General features: G+C 64.5%; 26 protein-coding genes and 1 tRNA gene. 11 read left to right on the forward strand and 16 right to left on the reverse strand.

Annotated features, from left to right (window positions below):
• Positions 1–5 precede the first annotated feature (5 nt).
• The 3 genes from B4K74_RS04305 to B4K74_RS04315 form a co-directional block, all read right to left on the reverse strand.
• A complete protein-coding gene (locus B4K74_RS04305) occupies positions 6–794 on the reverse strand; it encodes a 3-hydroxybutyrate dehydrogenase (RefSeq protein WP_286691964.1) in 789 nt (262 codons plus the stop codon).
• A gap of 132 nt (positions 795–926) precedes the next feature.
• Positions 927–1697 carry a peroxide stress protein YaaA gene (gene yaaA / locus B4K74_RS04310; RefSeq protein ID WP_286691898.1) on the reverse strand — a complete coding sequence of 257 codons (771 nt, stop codon included), beginning with the start codon at positions 1695–1697 and terminating at the stop codon, positions 927–929.
• A gap of 78 nt (positions 1698–1775) precedes the next feature.
• The gene (locus B4K74_RS04315) at positions 1776–3182 is read right to left on the reverse strand and encodes an FAD-binding oxidoreductase (RefSeq protein WP_286691899.1); all 1407 of its coding nucleotides are present in this window, start codon (positions 3180–3182) and stop codon (positions 1776–1778) included.
• Positions 3183–3222: 40 nt separating this feature from the next.
• Here B4K74_RS04315 and B4K74_RS04320 point away from each other — a divergent pair, with 40 nt between their 5' ends.
• The 3 genes from B4K74_RS04320 to B4K74_RS04330 all read left to right on the forward strand — a co-directional run bounded on the left by B4K74_RS04320 (position 3223) and on the right by B4K74_RS04330 (position 5234).
• Positions 3223–3663 carry an NUDIX hydrolase gene (locus B4K74_RS04320; RefSeq protein ID WP_286691900.1) on the forward strand — a complete coding sequence of 147 codons (441 nt, stop codon included), beginning with the start codon at positions 3223–3225 and terminating at the stop codon, positions 3661–3663.
• Between the two features lie 93 nt (positions 3664–3756).
• Positions 3757–4755, forward strand: a complete 999-nt coding sequence (locus B4K74_RS04325) for an SPFH domain-containing protein (RefSeq protein ID WP_164461882.1) — start codon at positions 3757–3759, stop codon at positions 4753–4755.
• Between the two features lie 17 nt (positions 4756–4772).
• Positions 4773–5234, forward strand: coding sequence for an NfeD family protein (locus B4K74_RS04330; protein ID WP_286691901.1), 462 nt, complete (start codon positions 4773–4775; stop codon positions 5232–5234).
• A gap of 65 nt (positions 5235–5299) precedes the next feature.
• On the opposite strand, the gene B4K74_RS04335 is transcribed toward B4K74_RS04330, so the two are convergent.
• The 6 genes from B4K74_RS04335 to B4K74_RS04360 all read right to left on the reverse strand — a co-directional run bounded on the left by B4K74_RS04335 (position 5300) and on the right by B4K74_RS04360 (position 11307).
• Positions 5300–5512 (reverse strand): cold-shock protein, encoded by a 213-nt coding sequence (locus B4K74_RS04335; protein WP_123286543.1) that lies wholly within the window; start codon positions 5510–5512, stop codon positions 5300–5302.
• A gap of 198 nt (positions 5513–5710) precedes the next feature.
• Positions 5711–6670 carry a putative 2OG-Fe(II) oxygenase gene (locus B4K74_RS04340; protein ID WP_286691902.1) on the reverse strand — a complete coding sequence of 320 codons (960 nt, stop codon included), beginning with the start codon at positions 6668–6670 and terminating at the stop codon, positions 5711–5713.
• 213 nt (positions 6671–6883) lie between these two features.
• On the reverse strand, positions 6884–7033 hold the full coding sequence (locus tag B4K74_RS04345; protein ID WP_286691903.1) for a hypothetical protein: 150 nt from the start codon (positions 7031–7033) through the stop codon (positions 6884–6886).
• 81 nt (positions 7034–7114) lie between these two features.
• Positions 7115–7462 (reverse strand): hypothetical protein, encoded by a 348-nt coding sequence (locus B4K74_RS04350; RefSeq protein WP_286691904.1) that lies wholly within the window; start codon positions 7460–7462, stop codon positions 7115–7117.
• A gap of 410 nt (positions 7463–7872) precedes the next feature.
• Positions 7873–10065, reverse strand: a complete 2193-nt coding sequence (locus B4K74_RS04355) for a GAF domain-containing hybrid sensor histidine kinase/response regulator (protein WP_286691905.1) — start codon at positions 10063–10065, stop codon at positions 7873–7875.
• Positions 10066–10254: 189 nt separating this feature from the next.
• A complete protein-coding gene (locus B4K74_RS04360) occupies positions 10255–11307 on the reverse strand; it encodes a TIGR00341 family protein (protein WP_286691906.1) in 1053 nt (350 codons plus the stop codon).
• Between the two features lie 592 nt (positions 11308–11899).
• Between B4K74_RS04360 and B4K74_RS04365 the strand changes: the two genes are divergently transcribed.
• Positions 11900–14449, forward strand: coding sequence for a hypothetical protein (locus B4K74_RS04365; protein ID WP_286691907.1), 2550 nt, complete (start codon positions 11900–11902; stop codon positions 14447–14449).
• On the forward strand, positions 14446–15336 hold the full coding sequence (locus tag B4K74_RS04370) for a mechanosensitive ion channel family protein (RefSeq protein WP_286691908.1): 891 nt from the start codon (positions 14446–14448) through the stop codon (positions 15334–15336). Before B4K74_RS04365 ends, B4K74_RS04370 begins: the two co-directional genes overlap by 4 nt.
• A 212-nt stretch (positions 15337–15548) precedes the next feature.
• Here B4K74_RS04370 and B4K74_RS04375 read toward each other — a convergent pair.
• A tRNA-Ser gene (locus tag B4K74_RS04375) sits at positions 15549–15638 on the reverse strand.
• A gap of 103 nt (positions 15639–15741) precedes the next feature.
• On the opposite strand from B4K74_RS04375, the gene B4K74_RS13485 reads away from it, so the two are divergent.
• From B4K74_RS13485 to B4K74_RS04405, 6 genes are all read left to right on the forward strand, one after another.
• On the forward strand, positions 15742–16338 hold the full coding sequence (locus B4K74_RS13485; RefSeq protein WP_414630923.1) for a septal ring lytic transglycosylase RlpA family protein: 597 nt from the start codon (positions 15742–15744) through the stop codon (positions 16336–16338).
• Positions 16339–16405: 67 nt separating this feature from the next.
• Positions 16406–17050, forward strand: coding sequence for a dTMP kinase (gene tmk, locus B4K74_RS04385; protein WP_123286547.1), 645 nt, complete (start codon positions 16406–16408; stop codon positions 17048–17050).
• The gene (locus tag B4K74_RS04390; protein ID WP_286691909.1) at positions 17047–18024 is read left to right on the forward strand and encodes a DNA polymerase III subunit delta'; all 978 of its coding nucleotides are present in this window, start codon (positions 17047–17049) and stop codon (positions 18022–18024) included. The genes tmk and B4K74_RS04390 overlap by 4 nt, the downstream gene beginning before the upstream one ends.
• Positions 18018–18806: a TatD family hydrolase gene (locus B4K74_RS04395; protein ID WP_286691910.1), complete on the forward strand. Its 789-nt coding sequence runs from the start codon at positions 18018–18020 to the stop codon at positions 18804–18806. The genes B4K74_RS04390 and B4K74_RS04395 overlap by 7 nt, the downstream gene beginning before the upstream one ends.
• Positions 18803–19606, forward strand: a complete 804-nt coding sequence (locus B4K74_RS04400) for an MBL fold metallo-hydrolase (protein ID WP_286691911.1) — start codon at positions 18803–18805, stop codon at positions 19604–19606. The genes B4K74_RS04395 and B4K74_RS04400 overlap by 4 nt, the downstream gene beginning before the upstream one ends.
• 15 nt (positions 19607–19621) lie before the next feature.
• Positions 19622–20326 (forward strand): flavodoxin family protein, encoded by a 705-nt coding sequence (locus B4K74_RS04405; RefSeq protein ID WP_286691912.1) that lies wholly within the window; start codon positions 19622–19624, stop codon positions 20324–20326.
• 102 nt (positions 20327–20428) lie between these two features.
• Here the strand turns inward: B4K74_RS04405 and B4K74_RS04410 are convergent, their stop codons facing one another.
• The 6 genes from B4K74_RS04410 to B4K74_RS04435 form a co-directional block, all read right to left on the reverse strand.
• Positions 20429–22249 (reverse strand): LVIVD repeat-containing protein, encoded by a 1821-nt coding sequence (locus B4K74_RS04410; protein ID WP_286691913.1) that lies wholly within the window; start codon positions 22247–22249, stop codon positions 20429–20431.
• Between the two features lie 15 nt (positions 22250–22264).
• Positions 22265–22996 (reverse strand): DUF305 domain-containing protein, encoded by a 732-nt coding sequence (locus B4K74_RS04415; RefSeq protein ID WP_286691914.1) that lies wholly within the window; start codon positions 22994–22996, stop codon positions 22265–22267.
• A 124-nt stretch (positions 22997–23120) separates the two neighbouring features.
• The gene (lpdA, locus tag B4K74_RS04420) at positions 23121–24527 is read right to left on the reverse strand and encodes a dihydrolipoyl dehydrogenase (protein ID WP_286691915.1); all 1407 of its coding nucleotides are present in this window, start codon (positions 24525–24527) and stop codon (positions 23121–23123) included.
• Positions 24528–24537: 10 nt separating this feature from the next.
• A complete protein-coding gene (locus tag B4K74_RS04425) occupies positions 24538–25803 on the reverse strand; it encodes a pyruvate dehydrogenase complex dihydrolipoamide acetyltransferase (RefSeq protein WP_286691916.1) in 1266 nt (421 codons plus the stop codon).
• A gap of 7 nt (positions 25804–25810) precedes the next feature.
• Positions 25811–26110, reverse strand: coding sequence for a DUF5076 domain-containing protein (locus B4K74_RS04430; protein ID WP_286691917.1), 300 nt, complete (start codon positions 26108–26110; stop codon positions 25811–25813).
• Positions 26107–26832 (reverse strand): pyruvate dehydrogenase complex E1 component subunit beta (locus B4K74_RS04435; RefSeq protein WP_286691918.1); only part of this gene is annotated, 726 nt, incomplete at its 5' end. The genes B4K74_RS04430 and B4K74_RS04435, both read right to left, overlap by 4 nt.

Genomic DNA, 26832 nt, shown 5'->3' on the forward strand with positions numbered 1-26832 from the left:
CCGGCCTATTGCGCCGTCCAGCCACCGTCGATCGAGAAGGCGGTGCCGTTGGCGGACGCCCCGAGGTCGGAGACCAGATAGAGGAAGATGCCGACCAGCTCATCGGTCGTCACAAACCGCTTGGTCGGCTGGGACTTGAGGATGATCTCTTCGAGCACGCGGTCCTTTGAGATGCCGTGGGTGCGGGCCTGATCGACGATCTGCTTGTCGACGATCGGCGTCTCGACAAAGCCGGGGCAGATGGCGTTGCAGGTGATCCCCTCGCGCGCCAGTTCCAGCCCGACGGTCTTGGTCAGGCCGATCACGCCGTGCTTGGCGGCGACATAGGCGGACTTGAAGGGGCTGGCCACCAGACCGTGAGCCGAGGCGACATTGATGATCCGGCCGCGGCCCTGGGCCTTCATGATCGGCACCGCCGCCCGCGTGGCATAGAAGGCCGACGACAGGTTGATGGCGAGGATCTGTTCCCACTTGTCGGCGGGAAATTTCTCGATGGCCTCGACGTGCTGGACGCCGGCGTTGTTGACCAGAATGTCCAGCCGTCCCAACTCGTGCTTGGCAAAGGCCACCATGTCGGCGACCTCTTCGCCGTGACGCATGTCGGCCCCGTGATAGCGGACGCGCACGCCACAGGCGGCCTCCATCTCGGCGCGATTGCGCTCGATCTCGGACGGGTCACCCAGACCGTTCAGCACCACATCGCCGCCGCGCGCAGCCACAGCCCGGGCCAGAGCCAGCCCAATCCCGGAGGTCGACCCCGTGATCACCGCGACCTGGCCGCGCAGGTCATTCATGTCGCGCGGGCGGGCCTGTTCGGACTCTGCCTTGTCACCGCGCTTGGGCCACTGGAACATCGAATGCCTATTCGTGAGTGAAACGTGGCGTGATCTATAGCGGGTGATGCTGCGGTGCGCCACGCGGCGATGTCAGGAATTTCCTGTTCGGGTGAATATCCAGTCGTTCTCGGTCGACGGGCTGGCCTGAAAGCCATAGCCGTCGCTGTTAAAGGCCTTGAGATCCTCGGCCCGATCGATGCGATTTTCGATGGCGTAGCGCGCCATCGTGCCGCGCGCCTTCTTGGCAAAGAAGGAGATGATCCGGCTTTCGCCGTCCTTCTCTTCGCGGAAGTGGATGTTGACTACCGGCAGCTTCAGCGCCTTGGCGTCCACGGCACCGAAATACTCCTGGCTGGCCAGATTGACGAGGGTCGGATCAGCATGGCCCTCGGCATCGGCGTTGAGGGCCTTGGAGATCCGGTCGCCCCAGAAGTCGTAAAGGCTCGACCCCCGGCGGGTCTTCAGCCGCGTGCCCATCTCAAGCCGATAGGGTTGGATCCGGTCCAGAGGCCTAAGCAAGCCGTACAGGCCGGAGAGAATACGCAGATGGCACTGGGCCCAGCCCAGATCGTCTGCGGCAAGGCTGCGGGCGTCTAGGCCCTGATAGACATCGCCGGCGAAGGCGAGGGCGGCCTGCAGGCCCTCTTCACTGTCGGGGTCAAAGGCCTTGAACCGGACCTGATTCAGTTTGGCCAGATCGGCCGAGATGCCCATCAGCCGCCGAAGGTCGGCCTGGGTCTGGCGCCGCGCCGTCACCGACAGGCTGTGGACGTCGTCGGTCATCCGATGCGCCGTTGCGGGCACCTCGGTTGCGGGGTCTGAGAAGTCCAGCCGCTTGGCCGGAGACAGGATCATCAGCACATCGGGTCTCCCTCTGACGGGGGCTGACTTAGTCAGGTTCGTCCGGGAATGAAACCGGCGGCAGTCCGTCGCAGGGGGTCAGAACAGGACGCCGGGGTTGAGGGTCCCCAGCGGGTCCAGCGCCTGGCGCACGGCACGCATGGCATCCAGTTCGACCTCCGATTTGTAGCGGCGTGCCTCGTCGGTCTTCAGCCGCCCCAGGCCATGCTCGGCCGAGATGGAGCCGTCATAGCGCGCGACGATGTCGTGGACGATCCGCGACCCGGCTTCCCAGCGGGCCAGAAACGCTTTCAGGTCCGCGCCTTCGGGACACAGGACGTCATAGTGGAGGTTGCCGTCGCCGACGTGGCCGAAGACGCTGATCCGGGCGCCGGGCTCAAAGGCCTCGACGGCTGCCGAGGCCTCCTCGATGAAGTCTGCAATCTGCGAGACGGGCACGGAGACGTCGTGCTTCCAGCCGCCGCCCTCGGGCTTCAGCCCTGCCGACTGTTCCTCCCGCAGCCGCCAGAAGGCCGCAGCCTGGGTCTGGTTAGCAGCTATGGCGGCATCCTGGATCAGGCCATCCTCGAAGGCCCCGGCCAGCAGCCGTTCCAGCGCCGCAGGAGCTGTGTCGGCATCGCCCGACCCCAGTTCGATCAGCACCGACCAGGGCGGCGCGCTCTCCAGCGGCTCCCGCGTGTCCGGAATCCATTTCAGGACCAACTCGGTGCCGAGCCGCTTCATCAGTTCGAAAGCCTCAACGCCGCCGCCCGACTCGGCCTTCGCGCGGGCGAGCAGTGCGACCGCCTGCTGCGGCGTGTCCAGCCCAACCATGGCCGTGGCTCGCCCCCGCAGAACCGGCGACAGCTTGAGGGTCGCGGCTGTGATGATGCCCAACGTCCCCTCGGCCCCGATCAAGAGCTGCTTGAGGTCATAGCCGGTGTTGTCCTTCCGCAGCCGTTTAAGGCCATTGAACACCCGCCCGTCTGCCAGCACGGCCTCGATCCCCAGCACCAGATCGCGCGCCATGCCATAGCGCAGCACCGACGTGCCGCCCGCATTGGTCGACAGCACCCCGCCGACGGTCGCCGTACCCTCCGAGGCGAGGCTGAGCGGAAAGCGCCGCTGGACCGCCAGTGCTGCCTGCTGGGCTTCGTGCAGGGTCACCCCCGCTTCGACCGTCAAGGCGTCATCGAGAGGGCTGACGTCTCGAATGGCGCGCAGACGGCGGGTGGTCAGCAGGACCTCGCCCATCGGGATCTGGCCGCCGACCAGGCCCGTGTTGCCGCCCTGGGGGGTGATCGCCACCCGATGCCGCGCACAGATGGCGACCACGGCAGCAACCTCGGCTGTCGAGCCCGGCTGCAGCAACAGGGGGGTGTGGCCCTGCCAGCGATCCCGCCATTCTCGCAGATAGGGGGCGAGGGTATCGGCATCCTCGCTCCACCCCTTGGGGCCGAGGGCCTGCTTCAACTCGGAGATCGCCATGGGGGAGGGGACAGCCATATCCGCTTGTCTCAGATGCCGGGGCCGGGGAAAAGGGCGGATGTCTGATCCGTCACCGACCGACTGTCGTCCCATGGCTGCGCCGGTCGCGGCCGTGGGGGTGATCTGCTTGCGCGGCGATCAGGTCCTGCTGATTCGGCGGGGCCAGCCCCCGCGACTGGGCGAGTGGAGCCTGCCGGGCGGGCGGGTCGAGCCCGGAGAGACCCTGCGCGACGCCGCCTTGCGTGAACTGGCCGAGGAAACCGGAGTCGAGGCGGACCTTGGCCCGCTGGTCGATGTGGTCGACGGCATTTTCCCCGAGAGTGGACGCCACTATGTGCTGATCGACTTCCTCGCGCGCTGGACGTCGGGCGAGCCGGTTGCCGGAGACGACGCTGCTGATGCTCGCTTCTGGCCGCTGGACGAGGTCGAGCAACACGTCGCCTGGGCTGAGACGATCCGCGTCATCCGGCTGGCGGTGGCGCGGCTCGCGGCAGAGTGATGCACCCTTGTCCGGTTTCTGTGGCGGGGCGGCGTATTACCGCCTAGCCTGTCGCAAACACAGGGAGACGCGTGGCTGATGCAAATCTTGGATATCTTTGGAATCGTGGTCGTCGTCTTTGCGGTGATCCTGCTCTTCAGCGTGATCAAGATCGTGCCGCAGGGCCGGGAGTTCACGGTCGAGCGCTTCGGCAAATACACCAAGACCCTGTCGCCCGGCATCAGCCTGCTGACCCCGTTCGTCGAGCGCATCGGGCGCCGCATGAACATGATGGAGCAGGTCCTCGACGTCCCCCAGCAGGAGGTCATCACCAAGGACAACGCCATGGTGAAGGTCGACGCCATCGTCTTCATCCAGGTGATGAGTGCCTCGGCCGCGGCCTATCGGGTTGAGGACCTGCCCTATGCCATCACCCAGCTGTGCTCGACCAACCTCAGGACCGTGATCGGCTCGATGGAGCTGGACGAGGTCCTGTTCCAGCGCGACAGCATCAACAGCCGCCTGCTGACGGTTATCGACGCGGCGACCGAGCCCTGGGGCGTCAAGGTCAACCGCATCGAGATCAAGGACCTGACCCCGCCGGTCGACATCACCAATGCCATGGCCCGCCAGATGAAGGCAGAGCGCGAGCGCCGCGCCGTCATCACCGAGGCGGACGGCGAGAAGCAGGCCGCCATCGCCCGCGCCGAGGGGGCCAAGCAATCGGCCATCCTCGAGGCCGAGGGCCGCCGCGAGGCCGCGTTCCGCGACGCCGAGGCCCGTGAACGCGAGGCCGAGGCCGAGGCCAAGGCCACCGCCATGGTGTCGCAGGCCATCGCCGCCGGTGACGTCAACGCCATCAACTACTTCATCGCCCAGAAGTATGTGGAAGCCTTCGCCGAACTGGCCCGGAGCCCGCAGCAACGGACCGTCATCGTTCCCGCCGAGATGTCCGGCCTGGTCGGCACCCTGGCCGGGGTTGGCGAGCTGGTGGGCCTGGCCCGCGAGCAACAGACCCGCACGCCGCCGACCGCGCCGCAACCGCAGCGGACCGCCGCGCCGCGCACCCCGCCGACCCGCCCCGCCGGGGGTGGTTCGGTGCCCCGTACCTGACGGCAGGACAGACGCACATGGACGCGCTCATTTCGCTTCACGCCAGCCAGCCGTGGTGGATATGGCTGGGCCTTGGCCTCGTACTGCTGGCCGTGGAGTCAGCCCTGTCGAGCGAGTGGCTGCTGTGGCCGGCAGTTTCGGCCGGGATCGTCGCGGTGCTGACGGCCATCGGCCTGCGCTACGGCTTTGCGGTCGAGATCATCGCCTTTGGCCTGCTGACGGCAGGACTGACTCTTCTGTCGAACCGGCTGATCAAGCGGATGAACCCGGTCGACATGCCCGATATCAACGACCGGGATTCGCGGCTGATCGGACAGCAGGCCCAGGTCATCACGCCGTTTCTGGACGGGCGGGGCCGGGTGTTCATCTCGGGCTCCGAGTGGGCCGCCGAGCTGGAGGGCGAGGCTTCTCCGGCTATCGGCTCGCGCGTCGTTGTCGAGGCCATCCAGGGCGCTCGGCTGAAGGTCCGCGCCCCCTGAACAGCAAAAGGCCCGCTCCCTCCGAAGAGAGGGCGAGCCCCGAAAACATCGGATAAAACCGAGGTTTAGGCTTGGACTTGCAGTTGTCCGGCCGACGTCTTGCCGCTGCGCTGATCGCGCTCCAGCTCGTACGAGACCGTCTGGCCTTCATTCAGCGAGCCGAGGCCCGCACGCTCGACGGCCGAGATGTGGACGAACACGTCCGTGCCGCCGTCGTTGGGTTGGATGAAGCCGAAGCCCTTGGTGGTGTTGAACCATTTAACAGTGCCGGTAGCCATGTTGAGACCTCCGTTGGCGTTGGCCCGGAGAAACACTCTCTGGGCCCGTCGTGTCTGAGGTAACGGCTTATCTCGATGCGTCGCAAAGTAGAAAAAGGGCGTTGCGCAGAGATGTTGACCCGCGCCTTATGCGCCGGAACCCGGGCGAAAGCAAGGCCTGGGCCAAAAAGGGGCCTTGGCGCTCTGCGGAAGTGGACATCAGTGCGGACGGTCCGCGATGTCGAAAGCCACGGAGATACGATCGAACTCACAACCAGTCGGCAGGGTTTCATGGGGCACGAACGACGGGAACAACAATAACATGCCAGGCTTGGGGGTGATCCGGACGGTCGGCCACGGCGGCGCGACGCCGGCCCATTCCGGCAGCCCGCCCAGCACGATCCCCCCGGGCAGAGCCTCCGCGTCAGCGGATGTGTCGGGCACGCTCACATAATAGACGCCTGTCAGCCAGCGGCCGGGGTGGTGATGAAGCCGTTGGTAGCCGTCACCCCGGAACATCAGTGCCCAGGGCGTGAAGGTGGCGCTGGCAGGCCTTGTGGCAACGAAGGGGTGGTCGCCGGACAGGTCACCTGCATAGCCCGAGACCGCGTTACGGATGGCCTCGACCAGAGCCGGGGCGGCGACGTCATCCGACGCGGGAAAGACGCGGGTGCGCAGCCCGCCGCGGCTGGCATGGCCGACGGGGTCTGTGTGCAAGTCGGGGTTCGCCTTGATCTCGGCCGTCAGTGCGCGGTGGAAGGCGTCTGTATCCGCAAACCCGGCGGGGACGGGCAGAACCGTCGACTGCAGAAAGCGGTCGATCCCCATGATCGCGGTCGCCTCATCGCCCCGTCCCATCTGAGCGAGAGCGACGGCCTTGTAGTAGAGGGCGTGCGACGCCCCGGGAGCTATGGAGAGCGTCGCATTGGCCATCTCGAGCAGGTCGCCGGGCTTGCCTCTCGCCCTCATGGCGCGGGCATCAAGCAGATCGACGTGAGCCGGATCGAGTGACGCCACCGCATCTTCGAACGTCGCGGCTTCAGCCACGCGACCCTGCCGAATCAGGATCGTGAAGGACAGCAGGGTAGCCCAGTCCCGGTCAGACCACGCACGGGCCACGGCAAGGGCCCCCTCCAACTCGCCCGCCCGGAACAGGGTCCGGGCCAGCAGGCCATGCAAGGCCTCATGTCCGGGGAACCGGCCACATGCCGCGGCAAGAACTGACCGGGCTTCAGCCTGCAGCCCAGCACTTTCCAGCGCCTCCGCCAGGGCAGCATGTACAGAGGGCTTTTCGTGAAAGCGTTCCGCGGCTCCGCGCGTCAGTTCGACCCACGCCAACCGGCGTTGCCGGGACTCAGTACCGACCCACCGGATAGGGCTCATGCCCCGGAATCAGGAAGTGAACGAGCCGTCCGGCGTGACGAAGTCAGCGCCCTCAGCCGACAAGGCCTGGAGCTTTACCAGCTCGGGCTTTTGCCACTCGGCCGCCGCCTGCGAGTCGCAGCCTTGGACAGATTTCGCCGTGGACTCAATATCCTGCATGGAAAATCTCGCGTTTCTAATCCGTGGGCGATCATCATGTACGGTCTCGGGACAGCCGGTCAAGGTCCCGTCGGCGGTTCTTCACAACAGCGTCGGCTGGACCGTCTTGCCGTCGCCCGCCGGAGCTTTCCTGCCGCGACGCCCGATCTCGGTCGCGGCGCTGAAGCGGATGTCGATGTCCCGGTCGCGGGCGAGGGTCGCCAGCACCGTATCGCTCAGGCACGACCACGGCTGGCCCCGGTGCGCGCCACTCGGCACACGGGGCAGCAGGCCGGGCTCGCGGCTCCACTCCAGCAGCTGCTCCAGCGACACGGTGTTCAGCATGTCGCGCAGATGGTGGGCGGTGACATAGGCGTCGGGCAGGGCCCTGTGGGCGGGCAGGCCCTTGTCGTGGTCCAGCCCCTCGGGCCGACGCAGATAGCGTAACATCTGGTTGGAAAGCGGCAGGTTACGAAGGCTAGTCTAGGCCCGGCCGGAAAGCCTTACAGGCTAGGGTTTTGAGCCAAGCGTTACCGAGGTCCGGCGCGCCAACCCAGCCTCTTCCCAGACTGGCCTGAAGGGGTGGCGGGGACGTTTCCTAAGTTGCGCGGCTTAACGTGGGAAACCCGGAAATTGTCACCTGCGCCATACCTGCGAGCGCGGGTGCAAGGCCGGGACGGCAATCGACCAGACTGGCCTGTCACGCCACTTATGGCTCCGCCGACGGTTCCCCTGCTATCCTCGGCATTCATGCTTCAGATCACCGAAGGGCCGTCATTGCGGCGAGCTGGAAAACGTCCGTCCCGTCACGCAGTGGGACGCAAAGCCCTGCTGTTCCTCGGCCGGATCTGGCTCAATCTTTAAGCGTGACACGCGGTCTTCTGTTCGAGCTCAGATCGTTCCATGGCCTCGTTAATCGCAGCGAACAGGGTCTCGGCGGTGATCGGCTTAGCGAGGTGGACGTCAGCGCCTGCGGCCCGGCTGGCCTCAACATGCTCCCGCATCGCATTGGCTGTCATCATCACAATCGGAATCTCTCGGCAGGGTGATGATGGCCCACGTATCATCTGCACGGCTTTGAGGCCGTCCATGACCGGCATCTGCATATCCATAAGGATAATGTCGAAGCTCGTTGCGAACGCTGCGTCTACAGCCTCCTGGCCATCGACCACACTGACAACCTCGGCCACACCAGCCAACATCAGCTCCGCTACCTTGCGGTTCGTGGGATGATCATCAGCGACGAGCACGCGCAGGAGCCGTTCCGAGGGCTCGATTACCGTAGCGTTCTCGCTCGTGCTTCTCGGGGCGGTGGTGAGTTCAAGCGGCAGCTCGAACCAGAAGGTCGACCCTATACCCGGCTGGCTTTCGCAATCCAGCACGCCCCCCATTAGCTCCACCAGATTTCGACAGATGGACAAGCCGAGCCCGGTGCCGCCGAATTTACGGGTGATCGTCTCATCCGCCTGTTGGAAACGGTCAAACAGCCGGTTTTTGGATTCCGGCGCGAAGCCGATCCCTGTGTCCGACACCGAAAAACGCACCAATCCCCCGGGCGTTTTCTCGACCGACAGAACAATTTTTCCGGCGGAAGTGAATTTGGAGGAGTTGCTGAGGAAATTACCCAGAACCTGTCGGAGTCGCAGCAAGTCTCCAATGTAATACCTGCCGACATTATCGGCAATTTTGCTTTCGTATATTACATTCGAATTCTCGCTCTGAAGTCGACACTTTTCGATATTGAACGAAACTAACTCATTCAAATCGAACGCATCGTTCGTTATATTAAGCTCGCCCACATCGATCTTCGCCGTGTCCAAAAGGTCCGACAGCAAAGCCGTGAGCGTTTCGCCGGACGAGCGAATGATCTCCAGCAGTTCAAGCTGGTCGTGCCGGTTACATTTGCGCTTCAGAATGTCGGAGGCCGCGACGATTCCATTCAGTGGCGTACGAAGTTCGTGGCTCATGTTTGCCAAGAATGCTGATTTTGCTCGCCCGGAAGCCTCGGCTGCGGTCAGCGCAGCTTGCAGCGCGATATTCATCTTGTGCTGATCGGTCACGTCCTCACTGACCGTGACAATATAGGCGGGCTTATCCTCGTCGAACGTCGCGACCTTCCGCGTCGTCCAAAACTGTTCACCAGCATTCATGGTCGTAACCAGTGCGGCCTGTTCGACCTTCATCTCCCGGGTAAGAATGACCTCCTGATCTTCGTCCCAGGACCGCTTCGCTTCTTCGGCGGGGAATAGTTCATGAACTGTCTTCCCAACGGCCTCGTCCGACGACAGGCCCGTAGCGATCTCTGCTGTCTTATTGATAAGGACAAACTTGCCGGTCTCGGCTTCTTTGACGACCAAGAGGACCGGCATCATGTCCATGATCGTGCTGTAGAATTTCTCCTTTCTCGCAACCGACCGCCGATCGTTTTCGGAGCGCCGCTCCATATCGGTCAATCGCGACGAGGTTTCGGACAGCCGCCGCTCAATCTCGGCCGTCGCCAGCTGTGCGGCATGTCGATCTATGATGTTTGAAGCGAGGATCGAGAGGTTTTGAACCGAATGTAGCTGTAACCCCGTCGGCGATCTGGCGTCGCGATGATAGATCGCGATTACGCCCAGGACTCGTCCGGCCATGCCGCGGATAGGCTGCGACCAGCAGGCCCGCACACCAATCTTCTCCGCTAGGGGTTTGACGTTGGTCCACAGCGGATCGGATTGAATATCCTCGACAACGACGAGGCGGTTTCCGTAGGCCGCGGTACCGCAGGGTCCAGCATCCGGACCAACCGCTGATCCGCTCACCGCCTGGTCGAAGGCGTCCGGCAGGCTCGGCGATGCGCCCGAAAGCAGATGCTCGCCGGTCTCATCCATCAGCATGATACTGACCAGAGATTCGGGATGAATCTGTTCGGCATGCCTCACCAAGGCTTCCAGTGAATCCGACAGAGACAGGTCCGGGGCAAGCCCCTCCAGCGAAAATGTCGGCGAGGTCTGGCGCGAAACGGCGCCCCGATTCTCCGCCGCGGCGGCTCGACGGTTCGACTCGGTGTCCAATAGACTTCTCCGCCCGGCGCACTTCACGGTGAAAAGAACACGCCAACTGCCAAGGTTAGGTTAATCGCCTGAATCGAGACAACACGTGATACGGGTGACCGGGGTGGGGTCTGCTCTTGCGTGAACCGTGTCCGCTTCATGCTCTCCGATCTTTCGTGCCCCCCCGGGGGGGGGCTGGATCAAGTCACGTCAAACGCCGCCAAGAAAATAACGGGGCACGGAGTCCGTAGCCGCCAAGTCAAAGGCGAAATGTCCCACCATCATCGCGGCGAGCGTCATCAGAATGACGATCCATAATGCCAGTATCCCGCCAGTGAGGCGCCAGCTCTTGGGCGGTAGTCCCTGCATCAGAAACATCACGATCCCCGCGACGTTGATACACACAAGGTTGACCGCGAACAGAAACAGGGCGTCCACGGACGCCAGGGGATAGCCCGCGCCTGCATAGATTCCCGCAGCCGAAAGTGGCGGAACGAGCGCGACAGCAATCATCACCCCGACCAGCGAAAGTGAGCTCCCCCGGCTGAACGCGAGCACGCCGGCGGCCCCGCAGGCCAGCGCCAGCGCGATGTCGGCCATGTGCACGACGGTGCGGTTACTCAATTCAGGAACCGCGGGATCGATGGCGACCGTCGCGCCGATGAGAAACCCGATCAGCACGGCCAAGACGCACCCTACAGCAAGCGTTGCTGCGGCCCTGACGCCCAGCTGTCGGTTTCCCACCGTCGTCGCGAGGGCGAGTCCCATGCTGGGCCCCAACAGCGGCGCAATGATCATGGCGCCGATCACCACCGCAGTCTGTCCGCTACGCATTCCAAGCGCCGCGATGACGGACGACAGGGTGACGGTCAGGAGATAGCTGGGCCGGACGTGGAGGCTTTCCTCGATATCATCGTAGAGCTCGTCCGTGCTGATGCGATCGCGACTAAAGAAGTGCTCGAGGGCCGAAGGGCGGGGCCGGTCGCCGGACTCAGCCAGTTCTGAGGCGGCGGTTTCCTCGATCGGCGGCAGTACCGCCTCCAGTTGCGCCACATAGGCGGTGAACGTGGGGATCCTTCCGAAGGCCAGGTTCATCTCATCCAGCAAGCGCTCGGTGTACCGCTGCTGCACCAGACAGCTGAATTTCTCCTGCCCACCGGGAACGGTTTCGCGCCAAAATCGCCGGCAATGGCGCGGCAAAATTTCTAGGAGCCGATCAATTTCAGTCTCGGTCAGAAATATGTCGACCAGACGCGCGGCCATCAGAATCTTCCCATCTGGGTGTTCATCCTCAAGGTGAGGTGGGCTGGATCGTATCTGAAGCGATCTGGGTAGTCAGCCCAAGCCTAGCAGTTGGTCCGTATGGGAGGCAGCGTATAATCGAGCGGAGAACTCCCGAGGTCCAATCCGACCACGAGAAAGCTAGGAGCGGCGGTTCAAGTCGCAAGCCTTAGCCCAGAGCTTCCTCACCACCTACGCAGCGATCTACATCACGTTCGACATCCAGCGGCATCTGACCTGCAGCCCCCTTCGACGTTTCCGCGCCGACGCTGGCCCGGTCTGGGCGACGTTGGTCGCCTGATTTCAGGCAGGGTGGGGCAGGTTTCGACTTGGCGTAGTTAGCCTGTCAATGCCTCCGCGACGAAGCCGTCCGCGCGGCCAAGCCAAGATGAGAGAAGTAGATTGCCACGGCCAAGGTTTGACCGGAAGATGGCCTCTGCGGAGGATCCGATGGGTCAGAGTTGTATGACGAGATCTGACATTGCGTCGTGAAGACCGAAGCCGATCGCGGGGGAACCTCAGCCTTTGGGCCGCCTGCGCCCTTTTTCTCGGCTGGCTGGCCCTTGATGGAGCGGTGGCGCATGGCACGCCGCGCACAATCCCGCAGAACACAACGTTCCCTGCAGCAGGGCCTGTATCTGCCGAAGTCGAGTCTGATGAAGCCGCGATAGACGATGACGGTAATCGTGCACGACGAGAAGCAGCGGCACGGGCGCGCGCGGCAGCGGAGGCAAGTCGGGAAGCTGAAAGGCAGCGCCTAGCGGAATATGAGCTGGCGCTTGACGCGGCGGAATCGTCGCTTGACCGTGCTCACGGCCGACGAACTGCAGACGAAGAGGCAGTTCTGGGCCTGCGACAGCAGGCATTGGAGGCGCGAGTCAGTCCCGTCACGGCTGACAGGGTCTACGACGAGTTGCGGGCCGAGCTCCGCTCGACACGAAGGCAGCTGTCTGTTGCGCTCACGGCGCTTGATGGCGGTGAACAGTTTCCAACCCCGCCGATCCCGGTGGCGCAGCCGCCCGAGGGCGTGTCGACGGGATCGGCGAAGGCGCGGGAGCACAGTCTGCGTCTAAGGCGCGACCAGCTATTGCAGAGGACTCGGGACGAACAACGCACAGATGCCCGCCTCTTGTTGGAGAGACTGACCCTTCTGAACGAGGCCCGGCTCGAGCTGCTCCCCTATCTGAGTCCCCAGAAGCGCCAACTGGTGACCGGGCTTTCATTGTCAGCCTGGGATCAGGTTGCTGCGGAACTGGGGCACCTAGCTCTGATCGTGCGGTACCATGCGGTGGTTCGCGTTCACACCCTCAGGGCCGGAGTGTCCAGCTCGGATGTTCTGCCTTTGGTGACGCGCCTGGTGGGGTTGCTGTTTCTCTCGGCAATCGCCGTTGCGGGTTTCCTGCTTTGGCGAGCGAACATGCGCCGGCTGATACCCGCCTGGGAGCAGAACGTCCGGGATAACAACCTTGCAGCGCTCCGGGCGTCTCCCGATTTTCGTCTCTGGCTTCTGCAGTTGGTATCCTCCCTGCGTAGCCCGCTCGAGTGGATCGCCCTGGCGCTCGTCCTGCGTTGGCTTCTACCCGACGACATCAGAGCCCTGCCGGAAGTTCAAATTGCTGGGTTGGTCATCGCGGCGTTCTTGATCGCTGCACTTGCTGCCCGAGTCCTTGATTTTACGTTTGGCGGGGGGAGCGCCCAATGGGTGCGCAAGGCTCGCGAGTTGGGGCCATTGCGCCTCAAGTCGATGCGATTGGTTGCGAACGTCGTCGTCACCCTGGCCTTGGCATTGACGGTCACCGCACGACTTGTTGGGCAGGGGGCAGTCTATCGCTGGGTTGAGGCGTTGGGCTGGCTTGTGGCGACTGTGGTCGCGGTTACGCTGGTTTATCGATGGAGGCATGTCACCTACGACCGGATTGAGCGTCAGCGTCGGCCAGGCCCCCTGTCGAAATGGATGCTGGCCAACCGATCAGGGCGCATGGCTCCTGCGGCTCTGCTCGTTGGAACCGTTGTCGTGGTGGGCCGTGCTCTCACTCGAAGGGCGAAATCCGTTGGCGGACGCTTTGCCGCTGTCCGGCGTGGGTTCGCCTACCTGTTTCGGCAGGAGCTGAGCCGCACCGACCGCAGAGCGGTTTCGGACCTTGTCGGCCTTGGGCCGCCGCTGGCCGAGGCACTCTCCCCGGATGTGCATGGGGATGTTTGGATCACGCCGCCTCTGCAAGGTGCGCTCGATCATCTCATCCGGAAACCTGGTCCCGGTCTTGTCGCTCTCGTCGGCGAGAGGGGATCGGGAAAGTCGACCGCGTTGAAATATCTCCACAGACGCCTCGGGAAGGCGAAACTTTGTCAGGCGGTCGATTTGGTCGGATCTGACCAAGGAGTCGACCAAGAGGATGAACACATCGCCATGTTGCTCGACGGCGTCGATGAACTCGTACACTTCGACGTTGGGGGCCTTGCCGATCTGGACGCCTGCCTTGAGCGGGCTCGCAAAACCGCTCACCGAGATCTCTGGGTACTCTCCTTTGACAGCGCAGTATGGCCTCTGATTTGCCGCCTGCGCGACCCAACGACTCTCTTTGCTTCCGTGATCCATGTCCCCCGGTGGTCTGACACGGCTATTTCGGAGATACTGACGGCCCGAAGTCAGCAGGCAGGGATAAGGCCGCGCTACGAGCGACTCGTTGATCACGCATCGGAGCTCGACGATATCGACCTGCTCGAAGCTGTCGAAGCCAAGGCGGCGGCTTTTACGCTGCTGTTATGGGATGCGTCGCGCGGCAATCCTGGTGTCGCGCTCCATTTGTGGCGCTCCGTTCTTGGAACCGACGCCGAAGGGCAGACTTTTGTTCGCCCGTTTCAGCCTGTGTCGGAATTGGCAATCGAACGCCTGCCGCTGGATGCCCTGTTCGTCTACCGGGCAGTATTGCGTCAGCCGGGTGCACCGCTGGAGCAACTCGCCGCCGCCACGCGACTGCCGCCAACTACGGTCACCGATGTTCTCAGAGTTGCGGTTGGTCGAGGGCATATTGAACCTGCGGGAGCCGGTCACCGGGTGTCCTGGAGCTGGTTCAGGGCCGTGACCCGGGGGCTAAACCGTCGTCACCTCGAGGCAGATTCATGACGTTCAGGGCGCAAGTGCAGCTTACTGCTGCTGTCCTTTCAGTCTCCGTCGGCTGGGCTTCCGCGGGTCCGGCAGTCGCGGCTTCCGCTGTAAATCTGGCAGAACTTGCTGGCTTCGTCCGGTGGGGAGGCGTGGCTGCATCCGTAGCGGTGTTTGTCGGAGCCATTCTGGTCCTTCGGGGCCTTACGAGATTGTCCGGCGTGCTGTCTCAGCGTTTCGTCAGCAGACGGCCAGCGATCCAGAAGCTGGAATCAGCTTCCCAGTTCATCGTTTACCTTGTCGCCGTCATCGTTGCCGTTCGCTTGAGCTTGAGGATGGATGCGACTGCTTTGACCGTGATCGGAGGCGGTCTCGCCTTCGCAGTCGGCTTTGCGATGAGAGATCTTATGGCAGCAGTGATAGCGGGCATAATCATAATGTTCGACCGACCATTCCAAGTCGGCGATCGAGTAGAATATGCAGGTCAATACGGAGATGTCATCAAGATCGGCTTGCGGAGCGTCCGCATGAATACACTCGATCATAACGTCATTACGATCCCAAATAACAAAATTCTGACAGATGTGACATCGAGCGGAAACTACGGGGCACTCGAAATGCAGGTCCCCTTCGATATTTTCATTGGGATCGACCAGAACGTTGAGTTGGCCATGGACCTGGTCCAAGAAGCTTGTCTTACCAGTCCCTACGCCTACCTTGACCAGGCGGCGCCAGTGTTGGTTAAGCAGCATATCGAAGGAAATTTCGTGGCCTTCCAGATAAAGGCGCGTCCTTACGTCTTCGAGGCGACACATGAGAAGAAGTTTGAGACTGAGGTGACGCTGCGGGTCCAGCGAGCGTTCAGAGAGCGTGGAATTCATCCGCCGCGAATAAGTCTCGCCAACTGAGACTTCATTTCCGCCTGTCTTAATAGAACGGGGTTCCGGCAGCTCTTAGGGCCCAGCCTGACAATACCGGAGCCCTGAAACGCCTGTATTTTTCCCTGTTGCCAAGGAATTCACGGCGAAACGACACTGGCTTATGGGTGACCAGAGACAGCCCGGCATTTGGCGGGGCTAAGCAGGTGTCATTAGGTCGGTGATGTTTCAGGGAAAATGCGTGGCGGACAGGGTGGGATTCGAACCCACGGTAGGCTTCCACCTACGGCGGTTTTCAAGACCGCTGCCTTAAACCACTCGGCCACCTGTCCCCGGTGTGGGTCGGCGTCATAGCAGGGGGAGGGGGCGTTAACCAAAGAAGAAAATGATGCGGGCATTCTGACGGCCTCAAATTAATTTCGGGGCCGGTGCGTCATGTCCACACCTGTATCTGCGGTTCGTATCCTGACGGTTGTGCTGGCGGGCTTGAGCCTGTCGGCCTGTGGCACGGTGGGGGCCGCTGCGGGCCTGGCGGGGGATGTGGCCGAGGGCGGCTATAACCTGGCGGCGGGTACGGTGCGGCTGGGGGCGCGGGCGACGGGTCTGACCGGCGGGTCGCGGTCCGGGGCCTCGGTCCGGGTCGACAATCCGGCGCCGATCGTGTCGGGGACCATGCGGCCCTATCAGATCCGGGGGCGCTGGTACCATCCGGCCGAGGACGCCGATTATGAAGAGGTCGGCATGGCGTCCTGGTACGGGCCGGGCTTTGACGGGCGGCCGACGGCGACCGGAGAGCGGTTTGACCAGAATGCCCTGACGGCGGCGCACAAGACCCTGCCTCTGCCGGGTCTGGTCGAGGTCACTAATCTGGACAATGGGCGGACCGTGGTGCTGCGGCTGAATGACCGGGGGCCGTTCGTGGACGGGCGGATCATCGACCTGTCGCGCGGGGCGGCGGATGAGCTGGGTCTGCTGCAGAGGGGCGTGGGCCGGGTGCGGGTGCGCTATCTGGGGCCAGCACCGAGGCTCTGACCGTCGCGCCTGTTGAAATCGACGCATCGGGCTTGGTTTCGTCCCGTCATGCCGCCATTCTGGACAGATGACGCGCGGACGGTTCATCACCTTTGAAGGCGGGGAGGGCAGCGGCAAGTCGACCCAGGCGGGGCGGCTGGCCGAGCGGCTGCGCGCGCGGGGCCTCGAGGTCCTGCTGACGCGGGAGCCCGGCGGATCGGCCGGAGCCGAGGCGATTCGTGAACTGGTGGTCAATGGCGAGGGCGAGCGCTGGTCGCCCCAGACCGAGGTGCTGCTGATGTTTGCGGCGCGCAACGACCATCTGGAACGTACCATCCGCCCGGCACTGGCCGCGGGGCACTGGGTCATCTGTGACCGGTTTGCGGACTCCAGCCGGGCCTATCAGGGCGGCGGCGGCGGGGTCGACCGGACCTTTATCGAGGCGCTGGACCAGGCCGTGGTCGGGGCGGACCAGCCGGATCTGACGCTGATCTTTGACCTGCCGGTCGAGGAGGGGCTGGAGCGCGCCTTTGGTCGCGGGCTGTTCGAGACGCGGTTCGAGTCCAAGGGGTTGGCGTTTCACGAGCGGCTGCGGCAGACCTTTCTGGACATCGCCGCCGAGCATGAGGACCGGTGCCGGGTGATCGATGCGCGTGGGACCGAGGATGGCGTGGCGCTGCGCGTCTGGGATGCGATCGAGGCCCGGCTGCCCCTGCCGAAGGTGCCGGCGTGACAGACCATCCGCGCGATCGCTATGACGAGGTCAGCCATGAGGCGGCCGAGCAAGCGTTCGTCGACGCCATGGCGGGCGGGCGGCTGCACCATGGGTGGCTGTTGTGCGGGCCCGAGGGCGTCGGCAAGGCGGGCTTTGCCTATCGCGCGGCGCGACGGCTGTTGGGGGCCGCGCCGGACCCGCAGCGGGGGCCGCTGGGCAGTTCGCCGGGAGACCCGACCAACCAGCTGATCGCCGCCCAGTCGCACCCCGACCTGATGGTGCTGGAGCGGGTGACCGAGGGCACCAAGGCCCGCAAGACCATCTCGGTCGATCAGGCGCGGGAGCTGCCGGGCTTCTTCTCCAAGAGCCCCTCGCGCTCGCAATGGCGGGTGGCGATTGTCGACAGTGCCGATGCCCTGAACGTCAATGCGGCCAATGCCTTGCTGAAGATACTTGAGGAGCCGCCGCAACGCGGTGTGCTGTTCCTCGTGGCCCATGCGCCGGGGCGGCTGCTGCCGACCATCCGCTCGCGGTGCCGGCGACTGAGCTTTCCGATCTGGAGCGAGGACCGGCTGGCGGCGCTGTTGCAGGCACGGCTGGGGCTGGATACGGAACCGGCCCGGGCGGCCGCGCGGGCGGCGGGGGGATCTCCGGGGCGCGCCCTGTCTCTGGCGGGCGATGAGGTGGCGGGCATCGACGCCCTGGTCGGCAGCTGGATGCAGGGGGCCGACATGAGCGCGGTGATCCCGGTTGCCGAAAGCCTGAAGCGCGCCGATGGCGGACCGAAATTCGAGCTGATCCTCGATCGGCTGGCTGCCGCCGTGAAGGGGCGGGCGCTGTCGGGCGGGCCGGGCGCGGATGCCTGGGCCGAGCTGTGGTCCAGCATCCAGACGCGGGCCGACCAGACGGCGGGGCTGAACCTAGACCGGCAGGATATGCTGTTCACCCTGATGGCCGAGCTGGACCGGGCAAGGGCCCGCGCCGCATGCTGATCGACAGCCACGTCAATCTGCACGCGCCCCAATTCGACGAGGACCGCGATGCGGTCATCGCCCGGGCGCGCGAGGCCGGGGTCGGGATGATGGTCGAGATTTCGGACCGGCTGGCGACCTTTGAGGCCACCCACGGCCTCGCCATGGCGCATGACGACATCTGGTGCACCGTCGGGGTGCACCCGCACGAGGCGCGACACTATGAGGATCTGATCGTCGAGCGGCTGGTGGCGCTGGCAGCGCGAGAAAAGGTCGTTGGAATAGGGGAGTGTGGGCTGGACTTCCACTATGACCTCAGTCCGCGTGAGGTTCAGGCAGCCGTGTTTCGCGTGCATATTGAGGCTGCGCGCCGGACGGGTCTGCCGCTCGTGGTGCATACGCGGGAGGCCGATGAGGTCATGGGCCAGATCCTGCGCGAGGAGATGGCGGCTGGACCCTTCAAGCTGCTGATGCACTGCTACACCAGTGGTCCAGAACTGGCGGAACTGGCAGCAGAATTGGGCGCCTGGTTCTCGGTCTCCGGCATTGCGACCTTTAAGGCGGCCGAGGATGTGCGGGCGGTCATCCGCGACATGCCGGGCGACCGGATCATCGTCGAGACCGACTGTCCCTATCTGGCGCCGGTCCCGCACCGGGGGCGGCGGAACGAGCCGGCCTATGTGGGCCATGTCCTGGACAAGCTGGGCGAGATCCGGGGCTGGAGCCGCGAGGAGGCCGAGGCGCGGACGACGGATGCCTTCTTCGCCTTGTTTGACCGCATTCCCCGACCGGAGGGTGCATGAGCCGCGAGCTGGAGATCGTCGTCCTGGGCTGCGGGTCGTCGGGCGGGGTGCCGCGCGGCGACGGCGACTGGGGCGCCTGTGATCCGTCCGAACCGAAGAACCGGCGCATGCGCTGCTCGATGCTGGCGCGGCTGACAGGGGGCGAGGGCGAGACGAAGGCGCTGATCGATACCTCGCCGGACCTGCGCGAGCAGGCGCTGATGACCGGGCTGAAGCGGATCGATGCGGTGCTCTATACCCACGATCACGCTGACCAGACGCACGGGATCGATGATCTGAGGGTGTTCGTGCTGCGCAACCGGGCCCGTATTCCGGCCTGGATGGACACGCCGACCCGGGCGGCCCTCGAGAGCCGGTTCCCCTATATCTTCATGGACCAGCAGGGCTATCCGGCGCTGCTGGAGGCGCGGGACATTCCCCCGCACGGCACGCCCTGGACCGTTGAGGGGGCAGGGGGGTCCATCCCGGTTGTGACCTTTGATCAGGGGCACGGACCGATCCGCTCGGTCGGCTACCGGCTGGGCCCGGTCAGCTATTCCAGCGATGTGGATGCGATGGATGAGGCGGCGCTGGACGCCGTGCGCGGAAGTGACCTCTGGATCGTCGATGCGCTGCGCTGGACCCCGCATCCGACCCACGCCCATGTCGACCGGGCACTGGAGTGGATTGAACGAACGGGTGTCCCGAACGCTCTACTGACCAACCTGCACCTCGACCTCGACTATCGGTCGCTGAAGTCGCGCCTGCCGGCCCATGTCGATGTTGCCCATGACGGATGGACCGCGCGCTTCAGTCTTTGACGAAAGGACTCCCGCGTGGCCCGATATGATGACCTCAAGGCCCTGTTCCTGAACTGCAGCCTGAAGCGGTCCAGCGAGCCCTCGCATACCCAGGCCCTGATGGACGTGGCCATCGCCATCATGAAGGCCAATGGCGTCTCGACGACGACGATCCGCTGCGCCGATCTCGACATGCCGCCGGGCGTCCAGCCGGATATGACCGAACACGGTTTTGAGACCGACGGCTGGCCCAGGGTCCAGAAGCAGGTGATGGATGCCGACATTCTGGTGATCGGCACGCCAATCTGGCTGGGCGACAAGTCCTCGATCTGCACACGCGTGATCGAGCGCCTGTACGGCTATTCGGGCAAGCTGAATGAGGAGGGTCAATATGCCTATTACGGGCGTGTCGGCGGTTGCATTGTCACGGGCAATGAAGACGGCATCAAACATGTCGGCATGAACGTGCTGTATTCCCTGCAACATCTCGGATATGTGATCCCGCCGCAAGCGGACGCCGGATGGATCGGCGAAGCCGGCCCGGGGCCGTCCTATGGCGACGACGGCACGGTCGGTCTCGACAATGAGTTCACCCAGCGCAACACGACCTTCATGGCCTGGAACCTGATGCATCTGGCCCGCATGCTGAAGGACGCGGGTGGCATTCCGGTCCACGGCAACCAGAAGACCGCGTGGGACAAGGGCGAGCGCTTCGACCATCCCAATCCGGAATACCGCTGAGCACGGCTCCAGATTTCTCATAATATATCTTAGGCGATATATGCATACCGGGAAAAGCCCGCCGAAACAGATGTCCGGCGGGCTCCCCTTTTCTCAGGTCAATCAGCTGGCGGCGCTGGCCAGCACTTCGGCGAGCGCCTTCATGCGACTGGCCGCCAGAGGCGCAACGCCCTGGGTTTCCGACGAGGCCGTCAGCGACGCGACAACGGACGCTGCAGCAACTGCATCGATCCGACCGGCACGCCAGCCGTCGATGACCGCCGAGACCTGACCGGCCAGAGCGGCGTCGATCGCGTCGGCGCGCTTCAGCTGGTCCAGATAGGCGCCGGCGACATCCGGAGTGTTGGCCCAGCTGACCCGCGTCTGGGTCTGCGGGTTGATCTCATCCATCATGACGGCCTCGGCAGCCGCGATTTCAGCCGCCGACAGCTGGTCCGACGGGACCAGACGCAGGACGTCGAGGCCCCGGGCGATCTCGCTGGAATAGATGCGGCCGTTGAACCAGTACGCAGACCAGGAACCGCCGATCATCAGACGGTCGCCCAGCGGCCCGCGGTCGAAATAGGCGATTTCCATCGGGTTCATCGGATCGGTGAAATCCATGATGGAGACACCGCCCTGATACCAGGCCTGGACCATCAGGTCGCGGCCCGGGACCGGGATGATATTGCCGTTGTGGGCCACGCAGTTCTCGGCCGCTCCCTGAACCGACGGCAGCTTGTGGAAGGTGCGACCGCGCAGCTCGCCGTTGGTGATGGTGGCGACCAGATTGGCGCCCCAGTTGCCGGGGGCATCGGCCGTACAGCGCGGCGAGGTGCCGCCGCCCCACTCGTCCGTGAAGACCACCTTGGCGCCCGTATTGTCGAAGGTCGCCGAGTGCCAGTAGGCCATGTCCGGGTCAAAGATGTCCGAGATGCGCTGCGGGTTCTTCGGATCGGAGATATCCAGCAGGATGCCGTTGCCCGAGCAGGCGCCGGCGGCCTGGCCGATTTCCGGGAAGACCGTGATGTCGTGGCAGTGGTTGGTGCGCGCTGTGGCCTGACTGGCAACGCCGGCACGACCGCCCATCCACAGACCGGCGATGGCGCCGGTCTCGCGGTCCTCGAAGATGCGCGGGCGGTTGACGATGGCGGCGTCCTGCGGCCGATCCAGCGGCACCTCGATCACGTCGATCGAGTACAGGGCCGTCTCCGGATTAGTGCCCGGCTCTCCATCGGAACAGATCGACAGTTCATCGCTGCGGCGGACGCCCGAGGTGGCCGAGTTGTAGACGTAGAGGATATTGGAATCGGCCGGATTCGGCACCAGCGTATGGGTGTGCGAGCCGCGGCAGGTCTGGACGGCGGCCACCTGTTGCGGAGCCTTGATGTCGCTGATGTCGAAGATCCGCACGCCGCGGAAGCGCTCGGGGTTCACAGCGCCGTCGGCACCCGAAGCGCCGCAGTCGATCCGGCCGTTGTTCTGCTCGACCGACATGAACAGCAGATTGCCGTGGACCGACACATCGCCCTGCCCGCCCGGGCAGACGACCGAGGTCACCAGTTGCGGCTCCCCTCCCCCGCTGATGTCATAGATGTTGAAGCCGTTGAAGTTGCCCACGAACAGCTTGCCGTCCGAGACGGCCATGTCGCTGTTGGCCAGGGCCAGCGGGCTGTAGCGCGGCGGGTTGGCGCGGTAAGCTGCGGCCTCTTCCCGCGTGGTCGGCGGCGCGAAGATGGCGTCCGGATCGAAGAAGCCGGGAGGCGGGGCCAGCGTGTGCTCCAGCGCGAGGCCCGAGCTGGCCTCGGCTGCGTCATAGATGCCCGGTGCGAGCTCGGTGCGTTCGTCGGACGGAATGGTCTGGACCTGGGCCGAGGCGACGCTGGCCCCGAGCAGGACGGCCATGGCGGCGACGGATGAATACAGGGCTTTGCGAACAAACATGGCCGCTCCTCAGGGTCAGAGTTCAGACAGAAGGGATTGCATACGCAGGATTTCGGCCGACTGGTCGGCCACGACGGATGAGGCGAAGTCCGAGAGCATCGGGTCATTGCCGGAGTCGGAATAGGACAGCAGCTCGTCGACCATGTCGAGGGCACCCTGATGGTGCTGGATCATGCCTTCAAGGAACAGGCGATCGAACTCGGGGCCTTCGGCTGCGGCAAGGGCGCGCATCTGGGCGGGCGACAGCATGCCCGGCATGATCGGGACGGTGTCGGGATCGACCGGGGCCGCGCCGTGATCGCCATGGCCGGCGTGGGCGTCGTGCCCCGCGTGCGCATCATGGGACGGTGAGGCCGGCGCTGCGGGCCCGTGACCGGCGTGCAGGTCTGCGGCTTCCAGCGGCAGGCCACGCGACAGCAGCCAGTTCTGCATCAGGTCGATCTCGGCTTCCTGGCTGAGGGCGATGCGGCGGCCGATGGCCCGAACGGCGGGCGAACTGGCCCGGGTCTGCAGCAGTTCGACCATCTCCACGGCCTGACCGTGGTGGACGATCATGTGCTGCATGAAGCGCACGTCTTCGTCGGTGTAGGTGGTGCGGCTGAGGTCGACGGCCTCGGCAGCTGTGATCTGGCGCGAAGCCGCGCCGGGCGCGCCCGGGTTGACGATCGGGGCTGCTGCCGGGTCCTGAACGACCGGGTCCTGGCCGATAATCAGACCGGCCAGGGCAATGCCCAGATAGTGCAACAAGACGCGAACCCTTACCCGTTTCAGACGCGGGGCAGACTAGGTCCGCAAGGGTCGGACACGCAAGGATAAAGGCCCCTGCCCCAACCTTACAAATCGCTCATGTTCGAGGCGGGTGGCGCCGGTCCTAGATGTGGATTACCCGGCCGTAGGCGTCCAGTGCGGCCTCGTGCATGGCTTCGGACATGGTCGGGTGCGGGTAGACGATGCCGTGGATGTCTTCCTCGGTCGCCTCAAGCGTGATGGCGGTGACATAGCCCTGGATCATCTCGGTCACCTCGGCGCCGATCATGTGGGCCCCGATCAGGGCGCCGGTCTTTGCGTCAAAGATCGTCTTGACGAAGCCCTCGGTCTCGCCGGACGCGATGGCCTTGCCGTTCACCTTGAAGGGGAAGCGGCCGATTTTCACCTCGCGCTTCTCCTCTTTCGCCTGCTGCTCGGTGATGCCGACCGAGGCGACCTGGGGCTGGGCATAGGTGCAGCCGGCGATGGGCGAATGGACGTTGGGCGTTTTGAACCCGGCGATATGCTCAGCGGCGTGGATGCCTTCGTGCGAGGCCTTGTGCGCCAGCCAGGGGGCGCCGGCGCAGTCGCCGATGGCGTAGAGGCCCTTCACATTGGTCTGGCAATGACCGTCGATGGTGATGTGGCCCCGGTCCATGTTGACGCCCAGCGCCTCCAGCCCGATGCCGTTGGTGTTGGCTGTGATGCCGACCGCCGAGATGCAGACCTCGGCCTCGAGCGTTTCGTCCCCTTTGGCCGATTTGATCGAAACGGCGACTCCCTTGGTCGATTTTTTCACCGAATTGACCGTGCATCCGACGCGGAATTTCATGCCGCGCTTTTCGAACGCCTTTTGCGCAGCCTTGGACACCTCGATGTCCTCGACCGGCATGATGCGGTCGATGGCCTCGACGACCGTGACCTCGGCGCCGAGCGCCCGATAGAAGCTGCCGAACTCGATGCCGATGGCGCCCGAACCGATCACGACGATGGATTTGGGCATGAATTTCGGCGCCATGGCCTCACGATAGGCCCAGATGCGGTCACCGTCGGCTTCCAGCCCGATCTGGGGAATGGCCTTGGCCCGGGCCCCGACGGCCAGCATGACGGCTTTCGCCTCGACCGTGCGGCTGCCGCCCGCGTTGAGGTCGATGACGACCTTGGGCGCTGTCTTGCCCTTTTCCAGCTTTGCCGTGCCCTCGATGACCTCGATCTTGTTCTTTTTCATCAGGAAACCGACGCCGCTGTTCAGCTGTTTCGCGACGTTCCGCGACCGCTGGATGATGGCGTCGAAGTCGAACCCGACCTTGTCGGCGCTGAGGCCGTAATCCTTGAGGTGCGACAGGCTCTCGTACTTCTCACCCGACTTGAGCAAGGCCTTGGTCGGGATACAGCCCCAGTTCAGGCAGATGCCGCCCAGGTTCTCGCGCTCGATGATGGCGACCTTCTGGCCCAGCTGGCTGGCGCGAATGGCCGCCACATAGCCGCCCGGGCCCGAGCCGATGACGATGAGATCGAAGGTGTCAGCCACAGTGTCGTCCTTACGCCAGCATCGTCACGGGGTTTTCGATCATCGGCTTGAAGGCCTGCAGGAAGCGGGCGCCGATGGCGCCGTCGACCACGCGGTGATCGCAGGTCAGGGTGACGGTCATGACGGTGGCTACCGCCAGGCTGTCGCCACGCACGACGGGGCGCTTCTCCCCTGCCCCCACGCTCATGATCGCGCCCTGGGGCTCGTTGAGGATCGAGGCGAACGACTTGATGCCGAACATGCCGAGGTTCGAGACCGAGAAGGTGCCGCCCTGGAACTCCTCGGGCTTCAGCTTGCGGTCGCGCGCGCGCTTGGCCAGGTCCTTGGACTCGGTGGCGATTTCGGCCAGCGACTTGGTCTCGGCCGCACGAATGATCGGCGTGATCAGGCCGCCGTCGATCGCCACCGCCATGGCGACATCGGCATGATGGTGCATGGCGATGCCTTCGGGCGAATAGCTGGCATTGGCTTCCGGCACGGCCTTCAGGGCCATGGCCACCGCCTTCATGATGAAGTCGTTGACCGAGACCTTGATACCCTGCGGTTCCAGCAGGGCGTTGACCTGGGCGCGAGCGGCCAGCAGTCCGTCGATCTCGCAGTCGATGGTCAGCGGGAAATGCGGCACGTCGCGGAAGCTGTCGGTCAGGCGGCGGGCGATGGCCTTGCGCATGCCGTCCAGCGGGATGAGGTCGTAGCTGCCGTCCGGGATGCCCATCTGGGCCAGGGACTGGACCTTGCGGGGTTCGCCGGCAGTGGCGGCGGCAGTGGTGCTCTTGGCCGTGCCGCCCTTGCCGGCGGATTCGACGTCCGCCTTGACGATACGGCCGTGCGGACCGGTGCCCTTGAGGGTCTTCAGATCCAGACCGGCGTCTTTCGCCAAGCGGCGCGCGAGGGGCGAGGCGAAGATGCGTTCACCGTCCTTGGCCGGTGCGGGCGGCGCCTTGGTGGCCTCCGCCTTTTCTGCCGCAGGTTCAGGCTTCGGCCCAGCCTTGGCGTCTTCCTTTGCGGTCTCGGGCTTTTTCGGCGCGGGCGCGGCGTCGTCTCCGGCCAGACGGGCGATGGGGGTGTTGACCTTCACGCCTTCGGTCCCGGCCTCGACCAGGATTTCAAGCACTTCGCCCTCATCGACCGCCTCGACCTCCATGGTCGCCTTGTCGGTTTCGATCTCGGCGATGACGTCTCCGGCCGAGACGGTGTCGCCGACCTTGACGTGCCATTTGGCCAGAACGCCCTCTTCCATCGTCGGGGACAGGGCGGGCATCAGAATGTCGGTCATGCGGCGCTCACTCCTTCTCGACGAGGGTCTGGACGTCATTGCGCTTCAGGACTTCCGAGAAGCCTTCGAGGATGGCGTTATAGGCCTTGCGCTCATCGTGGCCGTGACGCACCGCATAGCCGTGGGCCATGTGCTTGGCCGCGAGCGCCAGCATGTGGCCGTACTGGCGCGGGTCGCTGAAGGCCGGCTTGATCGACATGACCGGCTCGCCCTTGGACCACCACATGCGGGTCAGCTCGACAGCATCGGGATCGGAGGCGACGCTTTCCGGCGTCGTCAGCTGGTATTCGGACGGTTCCTGGGTCATGCGGTCACCGCCTTCACAGCCTTGATGATCTTGTCGACGCCCGGAAGCGACAGGGCCTCCAGATTGGCGGCATAGGGCAGCGGCACATCTTCCTGATGCACGCGCAGTGGCGGGGCGTCCAGATAGTCAAAGGCGTGCTCGATCACCCGGGCCACGACCTCGGCGCCGACGCCCATGGGCCCCCAGCCTTCCTCGGCCGAGACCAGCCGGTTGGTCTTCTTCACGCTCTCGACGATGGTTTCGTGGTCCAGCGGGCGCAGGGTGCGCAGGTCGATGACTTCGCAGTCGATGCCTTCTTCGGCCAGCTTTTCAGCGGCCTGCAGGGCAAAGCCGACCATACGGCTGTGTGCCGTGATGGTGACGTCGGTGCCCTCGCGGCGGACCTTGGCCTTGCCGATCGGCAGGACGTAGTCGTCGACCTCGGGCACGTCGAACTCGATGCCGTACATCATCTCGTGTTCGAGGAAGACGACCGGATTCGGATCGCGGATGGCCGCCTTCAGCAGGCCCTTGGCGTCGGCCGCGTCATAGGGGGCGATGACCTTGAGGCCGGGCACCTGGGCGTACCAGGCGGAATAGTCCTGGCTGTGCTGGGCGCCGACGCGGCTGGCAGCGCCGTTCGGCCCGCGGAACACGATGGGCGCGCGGATCTGGCCGCCCGACATATAGAGGGTCTTGGCGGCCGAATTGATGATGTGGTCGATGGCCTGCATGGCGAAGTT

The organism is Brevundimonas sp. UBA2503 (genome assembly GCF_002341485.1).
GTDB classification, from domain to species: Bacteria; Pseudomonadota; Alphaproteobacteria; order Caulobacterales; family Caulobacteraceae; genus Brevundimonas; species Brevundimonas halotolerans.